This is a genomic window from Pseudotabrizicola sp. 4114 (assembly GCF_031457365.1).
Classification (GTDB): Bacteria; Pseudomonadota; Alphaproteobacteria; order Rhodobacterales; family Rhodobacteraceae; genus Pseudotabrizicola.
In genome coordinates, this window is sequence record NZ_JAVDWP010000006.1 from 46,909 (window position 1) to 59,836 (window position 12,928).

12 protein-coding genes are annotated in these 12,928 nt (G+C 63.5%); 9 read left to right on the top strand and 3 right to left on the bottom strand.

Features of this window, described 5'->3' with window-relative positions; genetic code table 11:
- Positions 1 to 389: 389 nt before the first annotated feature.
- Complete coding sequence (locus J2X53_RS14705) at positions 390 to 1,292, bottom strand: GntR family transcriptional regulator (protein WP_349038249.1); 903 nt, start codon at positions 1,290 to 1,292, stop codon at positions 390 to 392.
- 254 nt (positions 1,293 to 1,546) lie between these two features.
- Here J2X53_RS14705 and J2X53_RS14710 point away from each other — a divergent pair, with 254 nt between their 5' ends.
- From J2X53_RS14710 to J2X53_RS14745, 8 genes are all read left to right on the top strand, one after another.
- Positions 1,547 to 3,067 (top strand): sugar ABC transporter ATP-binding protein, encoded by a 1,521-nt coding sequence (locus J2X53_RS14710; protein WP_349038250.1) that lies wholly within the window; start codon positions 1,547 to 1,549, stop codon positions 3,065 to 3,067.
- A complete protein-coding gene (locus J2X53_RS14715) occupies positions 3,064 to 4,062 on the top strand; it encodes an ABC transporter permease (protein WP_349038251.1) in 999 nt (332 codons plus the stop codon). The genes J2X53_RS14710 and J2X53_RS14715 overlap by 4 nt, the downstream gene beginning before the upstream one ends.
- A gap of 67 nt (positions 4,063 to 4,129) precedes the next feature.
- Entirely contained in the window at positions 4,130 to 5,077 is a 948-nt protein-coding gene (locus tag J2X53_RS14720; protein ID WP_349038252.1) for an ABC transporter substrate-binding protein, read from the top strand.
- A gap of 71 nt (positions 5,078 to 5,148) precedes the next feature.
- A complete protein-coding gene (locus tag J2X53_RS14725) occupies positions 5,149 to 5,943 on the top strand; it encodes an SDR family oxidoreductase (protein ID WP_349038253.1) in 795 nt (264 codons plus the stop codon).
- Between the two features lie 7 nt (positions 5,944 to 5,950).
- Positions 5,951 to 7,459: an altronate dehydratase family protein gene (locus tag J2X53_RS14730; RefSeq protein ID WP_349038254.1), complete on the top strand. Its 1,509-nt coding sequence runs from the start codon at positions 5,951 to 5,953 to the stop codon at positions 7,457 to 7,459.
- Between the two features lie 56 nt (positions 7,460 to 7,515).
- Entirely contained in the window at positions 7,516 to 8,253 is a 738-nt protein-coding gene (locus J2X53_RS14735) for an SDR family oxidoreductase (RefSeq protein WP_349038255.1), read from the top strand.
- Positions 8,254 to 8,264: 11 nt separating this feature from the next.
- On the top strand, positions 8,265 to 9,110 hold the full coding sequence (locus J2X53_RS14740; protein WP_349038256.1) for a fumarylacetoacetate hydrolase family protein: 846 nt from the start codon (positions 8,265 to 8,267) through the stop codon (positions 9,108 to 9,110).
- Positions 9,111 to 9,125: 15 nt separating this feature from the next.
- A complete protein-coding gene (locus J2X53_RS14745; RefSeq protein ID WP_349038257.1) occupies positions 9,126 to 9,977 on the top strand; it encodes an amidohydrolase in 852 nt (283 codons plus the stop codon).
- A 12-nt stretch (positions 9,978 to 9,989) separates the two neighbouring features.
- On the opposite strand, the gene J2X53_RS14750 is transcribed toward J2X53_RS14745, so the two are convergent.
- Together J2X53_RS14750 and J2X53_RS14755 are read right to left on the bottom strand one after the other, a co-directional pair.
- A complete protein-coding gene (locus J2X53_RS14750) occupies positions 9,990 to 10,487 on the bottom strand; it encodes a gluconokinase (RefSeq protein WP_349038258.1) in 498 nt (165 codons plus the stop codon).
- Positions 10,484 to 11,239 carry an SDR family oxidoreductase gene (locus tag J2X53_RS14755; protein ID WP_349038259.1) on the bottom strand — a complete coding sequence of 252 codons (756 nt, stop codon included), beginning with the start codon at positions 11,237 to 11,239 and terminating at the stop codon, positions 10,484 to 10,486. The genes J2X53_RS14750 and J2X53_RS14755 overlap by 4 nt, the downstream gene beginning before the upstream one ends.
- A 243-nt stretch (positions 11,240 to 11,482) precedes the next feature.
- On the opposite strand from J2X53_RS14755, the gene gndA reads away from it, so the two are divergent.
- Positions 11,483 to 12,883 carry an NADP-dependent phosphogluconate dehydrogenase gene (gene gndA, locus J2X53_RS14760; protein ID WP_349038260.1) on the top strand — a complete coding sequence of 467 codons (1,401 nt, stop codon included), beginning with the start codon at positions 11,483 to 11,485 and terminating at the stop codon, positions 12,881 to 12,883.
- Positions 12,884 to 12,928: the final 45 nt, after the last annotated feature.

Sequence of the window (12,928 nt, forward strand, 5' to 3'; positions counted from 1 at the left end):
ACGGATTCGCGGTTTATCGGTGAAGGTTAAAGGTGCGCCTGCGAGTCAGACAAGTCGTCTATCGTCGTCTTGTGACAATTTTTTCACAAGATCGCTGTCTGAAACAATTATACCGATATTTCATCAGCTTTCTTGCCCAGCCGATGGACATAAACTGCCGCAAGCGCCCATTGCCTGTGCTGAATGACCGGGTTGAGAGCAAGTTGGTCATCATTCGCGCGCACCCCACAAGAGCGGTCAGTCTGCGCCGGTGATGGCGGGCCGCTGTTTCCGTCGATGGATACGGTTGCGAAGTGACCAACCGCAGCCGTGACACTCGCGGCGGGTGGCATAATCTGGCGGGCTCTGTCCGGGGCGCGATGCTTGCACAGAATGGCGGCCGCGGCTGTCTAGACCAGATGATGCCCGCGCATTGACGACAACAGCGTTTCTTTCGACGTTGCCAGATGCGCACGCAACCGCGCCTTGGCCGCACTTGCATCGCGGACCTGCAAGGCAGCGATGATGGTCAGATGCTCGCGGATCGCAGCTTCATTGCGATAACGCTCCATGGTTTTGTCCCATTGATAATGGTAGTGAAAAATCAACGAGATCACCTTCTGGAACTCGGCAACAAAACGGTTGCTGACCACCGAGTTGATCAGCGCATGAAACCGCCCGTCCAGCCGGGAAAAATCGTGGAAATCTCGCTCGATCCGGTCCAGCAGGTCCAGATGTTCGTCGCGGATCGCGGCGAGCGCTGCCCATGCCGGATGATCTTCGGGCAGCGCGGTAAAGACCCGCACCGCGTTCAGCTCCAGCACCTGCCGGAACTCTGACAGCTCCACCGCATAGTCGGCGGTGAAGCCGAGCAGTCGCCAACCGCCGCGCGCCCGTCGCTCGATCAGCCCCGATTGCCCCAGACTGGCCAGAAACTCCTGCAAGGCATGCGGGGGAACCATAAACTGCCGCGCCAGCTGGGTGATGTTCAGGGCCGTCCCGGCGGGCACGTCAAAGCGCAGCACCCAATCCAGAAACCGCGCTTCCAGCTCGTCGCGCCGGATATACTCCTCGCGCAGCGGCAGCCGGTCTTTGGCCTTTGGCACCCGCACCAGCCGCTTGTCGCGCCCGGTCCCCTGCAAGATGCCATCGGCGCCCAGTTTTTGCACCACGGCGCGGATCACCGTCCGCGACACCCCCAGCTTTGCCGCCATCTGCACCTCGGAGGGCAAACCCGCCCCGACGGCCATGCCGTACAGCATATCCAGCATTGCATTATGCGACTGGCGAAAGCGGGTGTCGGTGCGTGCCATCGGGTCATTCCCCCTCGGTCCCTGTTTCTATGCATTAAAAAATTAAAAACAGTTGGCAAGCCGGAATCGTCCGGTCATGGTGTCTTTTATGATAAAAATCACCGGCTGAGTCGGTGGCCTTGGGAGGGGTTCTTGATCATGGATGGTCCGGTCGCTCTGACCAGGTATTGCGCTGCCAGTGCCGCCTCGTGGCGCATGGTTTGCGCATGTGTCGGCCGGGCAGGTCTGACCGGCCCTGGCACCGTAGGGCTGGCATGACCCAGCTTGTGCGCATGACCGGTATCGACAAGCATTTTCCCGGTGTGCACGCGTTGCGTTCGGCGCAGTTCGACCTGATGCCGGGCGAGGTGCATGCGCTGATGGGCGAGAATGGCGCGGGCAAATCCACGTTGATGAAGGTGCTGTCGGGCATCTATCAGCCCGATGGTGGCACAGTCGAAGTCTCGGGGCAGGCGGTCAGCATCAACGGCCCGCGCGCGGCGCAGGCGCTGGGGATCGGCATTATTCATCAGGAACTGGCCCTGATGAATGACCTGACCGTGGCGCAGAACATCTTTATCGGCCGCGAACCGCGCCGCAGCTTTGGCCGTCTGGACGAGCACAAACTGAACGCTGATGCGCAGACGATCTTTGCCCAGATGAAGGTGCACATCGACCCGCGCGCCGAGGTGCGCAGCCTGTCGGTCGCGCGCCAGCAGATGGTGGAAATCGCCAAGGCGCTGTCGTTCCGCTCGCGCATCCTGATCATGGACGAACCCACCGCCGCGCTGAACGAGGCCGAGACCAACGAGCTGTTCGCCATTATCCGGGGCCTGAAAGCCGAAGGTGTGGGCGTGGTCTATATCAGCCACAAGATGGACGAGATCCGCCGCATCTCTGACCGCGTGACCATCATGCGCGACGGAGCCTATGTCGGCACCGTGCATGCCGCTGATACGCCGATCGGGACGATCATCAGCATGATGGTCGGGCGCGATCTGGAAAGCGTGCATGTCGAGATCCCCGATCTGTCGGCCGCCCCCGTGGCGCTGGAGGTGCGCGGTCTGAACCGGGGGCGGGTCATCCGCGATGTGGGCTTCAGCGTGCGGCAGGGCGAAATCCTTGGCTTTGCCGGGCTGATGGGGGCAGGGCGCACCGAAGTTGCGCGGGCAATCTTTGGTGCCGATCCGCGCGACAGCGGTGAGATCATCGTGCACGGCAAGGCCGCGACCATTCGCAGCCCGAAAGACGCCGTAGACGCAGGCATCGGCTATCTGTCCGAAGACCGCAAACATTTTGGCCTCGCGCTTGGTCTGGATGTGCGCGCCAATGTCGGCATGACCAGCCTGGCCCGGTTCTCCAACGCCATCGGCGTGCTGAACGAGGCGGCGCTGGAAAAGACCGCGCGTGACTACATCGCGCAACTGGCGATCCGTACCCCGTCGGACCGGCAGGAGGTGCGCCTTTTGTCGGGCGGCAACCAGCAAAAGATCGTCATCGCCAAATGGCTGCTGCGCAACTGTGACATCCTCATCTTTGATGAGCCGACACGCGGCATCGATGTGGGGGCAAAGGCGGAAATCTACCGTCTGATGCAGGCGCTTGCTGCGGATGGCAAAGCCATCATCGTCATCAGTTCCGAATTGCCCGAGGTGCTGCGCCTGTCACACCGCATTGCCGTGATGTGCGAAGGCCGGTTGACCGGCATTCTGCCCGGCGGTCCGGGCACCAGTCAGGAAGAAATCATGCGCCTTGCCACCCTGAAGCACAGCGCAACCGAGGAGGTTTTTGCATGACGACCCTGCCCGCCGCAACTCCGGCCCGCAAACCCGCCTCTGGCGCGCAGCAAAAGCTGCTGGCCTTTGCCAGCCTGATCGCGCTGCTGGTGTTCTTTTCGGTGGCCTCACCGAACTTTCTGCAAACCTCGAACATCCTTGCCATTCTGCAGGCCACGTCGGTCAATGGCGTGCTGGCCATTGCCGCCACGCTGGTCATCATCACCGGCGGCATTGACCTGTCGGTTGGCACGCTGATGACGTTTTGCGCCGTCATGGCGGGGGTGATTCTGACCAATGCGGGCATGCCGCTGCCGCTTGGTATTGTCGGGGCCATCGCGGTTGGCGCCATCTGCGGCACCATTTCCGGTACGCTGGTCGCCAAGATGAAGATCCCGCCGTTCATTGCCACGCTGGGCATGATGCTGATCCTCAAGGGGCTGTCGCTGGTCATTTCCGGCACCAAGCCGATTTACTTCAACGACACCCCCGGATTTTCCCAGATCTCCACCGGCTCGCTGATCGGCAGGATCATCCCGTCGGTGCCGGTGCCCAATGGCGTGCTGATCCTGTTCGTGCTGGCGCTGGTGATCGGCTATGTGCTGAACCGCACCGTGTTGGGGCGCTATTGCTTTGCCCTCGGCTCGAATGAAGAGGCGGTGCGGCTGTCCGGCGTGAACACCGATGCGTGGAAAATCGCGATCTACGCTCTGGCAGGCAGCATCTGCGGCATTGCGGGGCTGATCATCGCCTCGCGCCTCAACTCCGCCCAGCCCGCTCTTGGCCTTGGGTATGAGCTGGACGCCATCGCCGCTGTGGTCATCGGCGGCACCTCGCTGGCCGGGGGGCGCGGGTCGATCCTTGGCACCATGATTGGCGCGCTGATCATGGCGGTGCTGCTGAACGGGCTGCGCGTCATGTCGGTGGCACAGGAATGGCAGACCGTCGTGACCGGCGGCATCATCATCGCCGCCGTCTATGCCGACATGCTGCGCCGCCGCCGCGCGGCCAGCTGACCAACACCAACCGAAGGGCGACGAACGCCCCGCAGCCATCAACATCGACACCATGGGAGGATACCCGATGTTTACCAGACGCACCCTGCTTGCCGCCGCATCCGCCACCGCGCTGATGCTGTCTGCCAGCCTCGCCTCGGCGCAGGACAAGATCTACATTCCGCTGATTTCCAAAGGCTTTCAGCATCAGTTCTGGCAGGCCGTGAAGGCAGGCGCCGACAAGGCCGCCGCAGAATTCGGTGTCGAAGTCACGTTCGAGGGCCCCGATACCGAGGCTCAGGTCGACAAGCAGATGGATATGCTCTCGGCCGCTCTGGCCAAAAAGCCTGCCGCCTTGGGCTTTGCCGCGCTCGACAGTCAGGCCGCAACCCCCTTGCTGCGTCAGGCGCAAGAGGCGGGCATCCCCGTCATCGCCTTTGACTCCGGCGTCGACAGCGATATTCCGGCAACCACCGTCACCACCAACAACCTTGCCGCCGCCGCAATGGCCGCCGACAAGATGGCCGAACTGATCGGGGGTGCGGGCAAGGTGGCGCTGGTGGTCCACGACCAGACCTCGCGCACCGGGATCGACCGCCGCGATGGCTTTGTGAACCGGGTGGCAGAGGCCTATCCTGATATCGAAATCGTCGATATCCAGTATGGCGGCGGCGATCAGCTGATGTCGACCGAGATCACCAAGGCCATGCTGACCGCGCATCCCGACATGAAGGGGATCTTTGGCGCAAATGAAGGCTCGGCTTTGGGCGTGATCAACGCGGTGCGCGAAACCAATACCCAAGGGCTGATCGTGATCGGCTACGACTCGGGCGCGGCACAAAAGGCCGCGATCAAGGAAGGTCTGATGGCCGGTGCGATCACCCAAAGCCCGGTCGGCATGGGTTACGAAACGGTCAAGGCCGCGATTGCCGCGACCAAGGGCGAAACCTTGCCAAAGACCATCGACTCGGGCTTTGCATGGTATGACGCCAGCAACATGGACGCGCCGGAAATCGCCGCCGTGCTCTACGACTGATCCCTGACCACAGGGAAAGACCGGGTGGCTCCGCCGTGCGCGGGGCCACCCAATTCTGTAAGGAAGAGAATATGGATCTGGGGCTGAAAGACAAAATCGTGGTCGTCACCGGCGGTGGCTCCGGCATTGGGGCCGCGATCAGCATGACGCTGGCCGAAGAGGGCGCGATCCCGGTGATCTACGCCCGCCGCGCGCCGGATGATGGCTTTCTGGCCGCCCTTACCGCGAAATCACCCCGTGCGGGCTGGATCAAGGCCGATCTGTCGCTGGATGAGGACTGCCGCCGCGCGGTGGCGCAGACGCATGAACGCTGGGGGCAGGTTTACGGTCTGGTCAACAATGCCGGGGCCAATGATGGCGTGGGCTTAGACGCCGGGCCAGAGGCGTTCCGCGCCTCGCTGAACCAGAACCTGATCCACTATTATACGCTTGTGCATCTGCTGATGGCGGATCTGAAAGCACTGAAGGGCGCGATTGTGAACATCAGCTCCAAAACCGCTGTCACCGGACAGGGCGGCACCTCTGCCTATGTCGCGGCCAAGGCGGCGCAACTGGGGTTGACCCGCGAATGGGCCGCAGCCCTTGCCGGTGATGGCGTGCGCGTCAATGCCGTGATCCCGGCCGAGGTGATGACCCCGCTCTATCGTCGCTGGCTCGACTCGATGGATGACCCCGAGGCGCAACTGGCCGAGATCACCGCCCGCATTCCACTGGGCCAACGCATGACTTTGGATACCGAAATGGCCGCAACCACCGTGTTTGCGCTGTCGGAACGGTCTGCCCATACCACCGGACAGTGGCTGTTTGTCGATGGGGGCTATACCCACCTTGACCGCGCCCTCTCTACCCTTGCTCCAACGACCTGAGGCCCCTATGCCGATCAGCATCCGTCTGAACCCCGATGACAATGTCGATATCGCCCTGACCGATCTTTTGCCGGGGGCCGAGGCGCTTGGGGTGACCATCACCACGCCCGTCGCGCGCGGGCACAAGATCGCCAACCGCGCGATTCCCACTGGCGAAAACATCCGCCGCTATGGCCAGATCATCGGGGCCGCGACGCAGGATATTCCTGCGGGCGCGCATGCGCATGTCCACAACATCGCCATGTCCGACCACGCGCAGGATTATGCCTTTGCCGCCGAGGCAAGGCCGCTGCCCCCGGCCAATGAAACCCGCACCTTCATGGGCTTTCGCCGCCCCGACGGCAAGGCCGGCACCCGCAACTACCTTGGCGTGCTGACCTCGGTGAACTGCTCCGGCTCGGTCGCCCGTTTCATCGCCGAGGAGGCCGAGAAATCCGACTGGTTCAAGGCGCTTGGCAATGTCGATGGCATCGTGCCGATCGCCCATGCCTCCGGCTGCGGCATGTCCGGGTCGGATGAGGGCTATGCCACCCTGATGCGCACGTTGCAGGGCTATGCGCAGAACCCGAATTTTGGCGGCATCCTGCTGGTGGGGTTGGGCTGCGAAGTCCTCCAGATTCCTGATCTGGTGGGCAAAGGCCGGATGCGCGCCGACAACAACTTCCGCCACATGACCATCCAGCAGATGGGCGGCACCCGCAAAACTGTCGAACGCGGGGTCGAGGCGCTGCGCGAGATGGCGGATATTGCGAACGCCTACACCCGCGAGCCGATTCCGGTGTCGGAACTGGTGATCGGCATGCAATGCGGTGGCTCGGATGGCTATTCCGGCATCACCGCCAACCCGGCGCTTGGCGTGGCCTCGGACCTGCTGGTGCAGCATGGCGGTACCACGGTTCTGTCGGAAACCTCGGAAATCTACGGGGCTGAACACCTGCTGACCCGCCGCGCCGTCAGCGTCGAGGTCGGCGAAAAGCTGATCGAGCGTATCCGCTGGTGGGAGGATTACACCGCCCGCAACAAGGGCGAGATGAACAACAACCCCAGCCCCGGCAACAAGCGTGGCGGGCTGACCACCATTCTGGAAAAATCCCTCGGCGCCGTCGCCAAGGGCGGCACCGCGCCGATGGAAGATGTGTACCTGTTCGCCGAACCGATCACCAAAAAGGGCTTCGTCTTCATGGACAGCCCCGGCTATGACCCGTGCTCTGTCACCGGCCAGATCGCATCCGGGGCCAACCTGATCGTGTTCACCACCGGGCGCGGTTCGGTTTCGGGCTACAAACCTGTGCCCTGCATCAAGGTCGCCACCAACTCCGAGATGTTCCGGCACATGGAAGAAGACATGGACCTGAACACCGGCGACATCATCGACGGTGGGGTCACGCTGGCCGACAAGGGCCGCGAGATGTTCGAGCTGTTCCTCCGCGTCGCCAGCGGCGAGGTCACCAAATCCGAAGCTCTTGGCTTTGGCGGCGCGGAATTCGTGCCTTGGCAGATCGGCGCGGTGATGTGACAGTGCTGTCGGCACGACAGCGCCAGCGATACGACGGGTAAAAGACAGGGAATTTCATGGGACGGCTGAACGGAAAAACCGCATTGGTCACGGCAGCGGGGCAGGGCATTGGCCGCGCCTCGGCGCTTGCCATGGCGCGCGAAGGCGCCAAGGTCATCGCGACCGATATCAACGCGGATGCACTGGCCACGCTGGCGGGGCAAGGTATTGAAACCCGCGTGCTGAACGTGCGCGATCCCGCTGCCATCGCCGCCATTGCCGCCGAGATTGGCCGGGTCGATGTGCTGTTCAACTGCGCGGGCTTTGTCGCAAACGGTAGCATTCTGGACAGCGACGAGGATCAGTGGGCATTCAGCTTTGATCTGAACGTGACCGCCGCCTATCGCATGTGCCGCGCCTTCCTGCCCGCCATGATCGACGGCGGCGGCGGCTCGATCATCAACATGGCCTCGGTCGCGTCGTCGGTCATCGCGGTGCCCAACCGCTTTGTCTATTCCAGCACAAAGGCCGCCGTGATCGGCATGACCAAAAGCATCGCCGCCGATTTCATCACCAAGGGCATCCGCTGCAATGCGGTCTGCCCCGGCACGGTCGACACCCCGTCGCTGCAAGAGCGCATGGCCGCAACAGGCGACTATGAGGCCGGGCGCAAGGCCTTTCTCGCACGCCAGCCTTCGGGCAAACTCGCACAGGCCGAAGATATCGCGGCCCTTGTTCTCTTCCTCGCCTCTGACGAATCGGCTTTCGTCACCGGCACAGCCAATGTCATCGACGGCGGCTGGTCGAATACCTGAAAGGATCTGATATGAAACTTCTCCGTCATGGCGCTCCCGGCGCTGAACGTCCCGGTCTGCTGCATGTCGATGGCACCATCCGCGACCTGACCGGCATCGTGCCCGATATTGCGGGCGCCGTGCTGTCTGATGTCGGCCTGTCCGCCCTGCGCGGCATCGACGTGGGCAGCCTGCCGGTCGTCTCTGCCGACGCCCGCCTTGGCCCCTGCGTCGCAGGCACCGGCAAATTCATCTGCATCGGCCTGAACTACGCCGACCACGCCGCCGAATCCGGCATGCCGGTCCCGCCAGAGCCGGTGATCTTCATGAAGGCCACCAGCGCCATCGTCGGCCCGAATGACCCGATCGTCATCCCCCGCACCTCCGAGAAAACCGATTGGGAGGTGGAACTGGCTGTCATCATCGGGACGAAGGCGAAGTATGTCTCGGAGGCTGACGCGCTGAACCACGTTGCTGGTTACGCCGTGACCAATGATGTCAGCGAGCGCGCGTTTCAGACCGAACGCGCGGGTCAGTGGACCAAGGGCAAAAGCTGCGACAACTTTGGCCAGCTCGGCCCCTGGCTGGTGACCCGCGACGAAGTTGCCGACCCGCAGAACCTGTCAATGTGGCTGACGGTCAATGGCCAGACCGTGCAGGACGGTTCCACCAAGACCATGGTCTACAGCGTGGCCCATGTGGTCAGCTACCTGTCGCAGTTCATGACCCTGCACCCCGGCGATGTGATCTCGACCGGCACGCCGCCCGGCGTGGGTATGGGGCAGAAACCACCGCGCTATCTGAAGGCCGGCGATGTGGTGGAACTGGGGATCGAGGGGCTGGGCCAGCAGCGCCAGGATGTCATCGCCGACACCTGAACCGGGAGACCACGGATGGACCTGATCGACACCCACCAGCACCTGATCCTGCGGGATCAGCTGGGCTATGGCTGGACCAGCGCCATTCCCGCGCTGGCTGATCGCGATTTCAGCCCGGCCGATTATGCCGCGCGGACGGCGGGCAAAGGGGTGATCGGCAGTCTGTTCATGGAAACCGGCGTCGATGACGCGGATTACAAGACCGAGGCCCGCATCATTGCGGGCCTTGTCGGCCCAGCTGTTGCGGGTTCGGGCGGTTTGTTGGGGCAGGTTGCCTCGTGCCGCCCCGAACATGACGCGGCCTTTGAGGCGTGGCTCGACGAATGCGAAACGCTCCACGTCAAAGGCTTCCGCCGTATTCTGCATGTGATGGAGGATGGCCTGTCACAATCCGCCACCTTCCGCGCCAACCTGCGCAAGATCGGGCGGCGGGGCCTGCCGTTTGATCTGTGCGTTCTGGCGCGCCAGCATGATCTGGCCGAAGCGCTGATCAAAACCCATGACGACCAGATCTTTGTGCTCGATCATTGCGGCAATCCCGACATTGCCGCCGGGGCGTTTGCCCCATGGGCCGCCAGCCTGCGCCGTCTGGCGGATTTCCCCAATCTCTACGCCAAACTGTCCGGCATCACCGCCAATTGCGCGCCAGGCACGGTCAGCGCAGCGCTGTTGCGCCCCTATGTCGCGCATCTGATTGATTGTTTCGGACCAGACCGCATCCTCTGGGGCGGCGACTGGCCGGTGGTGAATATCCACAGCACGCTGCCCGGTTGGATCGACCTTACCCGCGATCTGCTTGGCGATCTGTCACCGGATGAACAGCGCGCCATCGGTGTGGATACCGCGCGACTGGTCTACCGGCTGTAGGCCCCCCGCGCGTCAGCCCTGCGCGCCGCGCAGATGACCGGTAATCGCCGTGACAATCGCCTCCAGCGGCTGATCAATCGGCACGGCAAAAGCCTCATCCGGCCCCGGCACCTCCAGCGCGGCAAACTGGCTGTCCAGCAGCGACAGCGGCATGTAATGCCCGCGGCGTTGTGCCATCCGACCGGCGATCAGATCGCGTGATCCGTCAAGGTAGACAAAGCTGACCTTGCCCGCTGCGCCTGCCCGGATACGGTCGCGATACACCCGTTTGAGCGCCGAACACCCGATCAGAACCGGCGCCTGATCCGCCAGCGCCTGCGCCACAAGGTCCAGCCAGGGCCAGCGGTCGGCATCGGTCAGCGGCGTGCCGGCGCGCATCTTTGCGACATTCGCCGCCGGGTGCAGATCGTCACCGTCGAGATAGGGAATGCCCAGCACGGCTGACACCCCTTCGCCGACCGAGGATTTGCCGCAGCCCGCGACGCCCATGATGATGACACGCAGGCTCATAGCGACGCCGTGATCCCGCCATCGACATACAGGATATGTCCGTTGACGAAACTGGCGGCATCCGAGGCCAGAAAGATGCACGCGCCCTGCAATTCCTCGACCCGGCCCCAGCGCCCGGCCGGGGTGCGTTTTTCCAGCCAGTCGGTAAAGGCGGGGTCTGCCACCAGCGCCGCATTCAGCGGCGTGTCGAAATAGCCCGGCGCGATGGCATTGCAGTTCAGCCCATGGCGCGCCCAATCCGTCGCCATGCCCTTGGTCAGATTGCCAACCGCGCCCTTGGTGGCAGTGTAGGGCGCAATCGACGGCCGGGCGAGGGCGGTCTGAACGCTGGCGATATTGATGATGCGGCCCCGCCTGCGCGCGATCATGTGGCGCGCAACAGCCTGTCCGACATGAAACACCGACGCGATGTTGGTCTGCAACAGCCGTTCGAACGCCTCGGCGGGGAACTCTTCCAGCGGGGCGCGGTGCTGCATCCCGGCATTGTTCACCAAAATGTCGATGGCGCCATGGCTGGCCTCGAACCCGTCCACCGCCGCGCGCACCGCGTCATGGTCGGTCGCGTCAAATGCCAGCCTCTGCGCGCCCGGTATCTGTGCCGCAGCTGCGGCCAGCCGGTCCGCATCACGGCCGTTCAGCACCACCTGCGCCCCAGCGTCCGACAGTCCCTGCGCCAGAGCAAAACCGATGCCCTGCGATGATCCGGTAATCAACGCGCGCCGACGACTCAGGTCAAAAAGCTGCAATCCCATGTCCGCCTCCCTGCCGGGCCCTGTGCAAAGACCCTCGACCATCGCTTTGTGTTTCGTTTATGTTAACGCTAACGCACCCGTGTCAAGCATCGGAACCCCTTTGGCTGCCCCGATGCCCGGCGCGACTGTGCCTGATCTGCGCCGACAGGAGGACAACCGGCTCTTTAATCCCACGCGTCGCGTGGTCTATACCCGGGATATCGACCTCTACCCTGATACCGAACTGCAAAGGACCCCCTCATCATGACCGCAACACATACCGGCCTGATCGGCCTTGGCACGATGGGTGCCGCGTTGGCGCTGAACATCGCAGAAAAGGGCTTCCCGATCGCGGTATGGAACCGGACAGCCTCGGTCACGCAGCAGTTTCACGCCGATGCGGGCGATCTTGCGCAGCATATCACGCCGGTCGAAACGCTCGCCGGTCTGGTGCAGGCCATCACCCCGCCGCGTGCCATCATCCTGATGGTGCCCGCAGGGCAGGCGGTGGATGATCAGCTTGCCGCGCTTACGCCGCTGCTCGGGCCGGAGGATCTGGTGATCGACGCGGGCAATGCCAACTTCCGCGACACCAACCGTCGCGATGCGGCAGACCTGCCGTTCCGCTTCATGGGCATCGGCGTGTCGGGCGGCGAAGAGGGCGCGCGCCATGGCCCCGCCATCATGGCTGGTGGGCCGGATGTGGCCTGGGCGCAGATGAAACCGCTGTTGCAAGCCATCGCTGCGCGGGCCGAAGACGACACGCCCTGCGCCGACCATATGGGGCCATCGGGGGCCGGGCATTTCGTCAAAGCGGTGCACAACGGCATCGAATATGCCGATATGCAGATGATTTCGGAAGTTTACGGCGTGATGCGCGATGGCATGGGCCTGTCTGCCGCCGCAATTGCCCCGGTGTTCGACCGCTGGAACAAGGGGCCGCTGCAATCCTACCTGATCGAGATTTCAGCTCAGGTCGCCGCAGCGACGGACCCGGTTGCGGGTGGCCCGATGCTCGACATGATCGTCGATGCCGCTGGTCAAAAAGGGACCGGGCGCTGGACCGCCGTTGAGGCGCAGCATCTGGCCGCCCCGGTCCCGGTGATCGAGGCTGCGGTGATGGCACGCAACGTATCGGCCCGGCGCGCCGAACGTGCCGCAGGTCAGGCCCGGTTTGGCGGGGCCGAGGCCAGGATCGACCTGCCGCTTGAGGATCTGGAACAGGCGATGATCGCGGGCAAGATCCTGTGCTATGCGCAGGGCTTTGCGATGATGACCGCCGCCGCCCGTGATTTTGACTGGGCGCTCGACATGCCCGCGATTGCGCGGGTCTGGCGCGCGGGCTGTATCATCCGCTCGTCGATGCTGAACGACATGGCGCAGGCGCTGGCCGAAGACCCCGCGCGCAACCTGATCCTCGCGCCGTTCTTTGCTGACCGGCTGGATGCCGGCCTGCCCGCCTTGCGCCGCGTGGTGGCCGAAGGCGCGTTGCAAGGCCTGCCCTTGCCCGCGCTGTCGGCGGGTCTGGCGTGGTTCGATCTGATGCGCCAGACGCGCGGCACCGCCAACATGATTCAGGGCCAGCGCGATTTCTTTGGCGCGCATGGCTTTGAGCGGCTGGATGGCAAAAAGGCGCCTCACGGCCCTTGGGGCAATCCGGCCTGAAGCTCCGATTTTGATCCGCCCGGCACCGGCCAAAGCCCGCTTTGG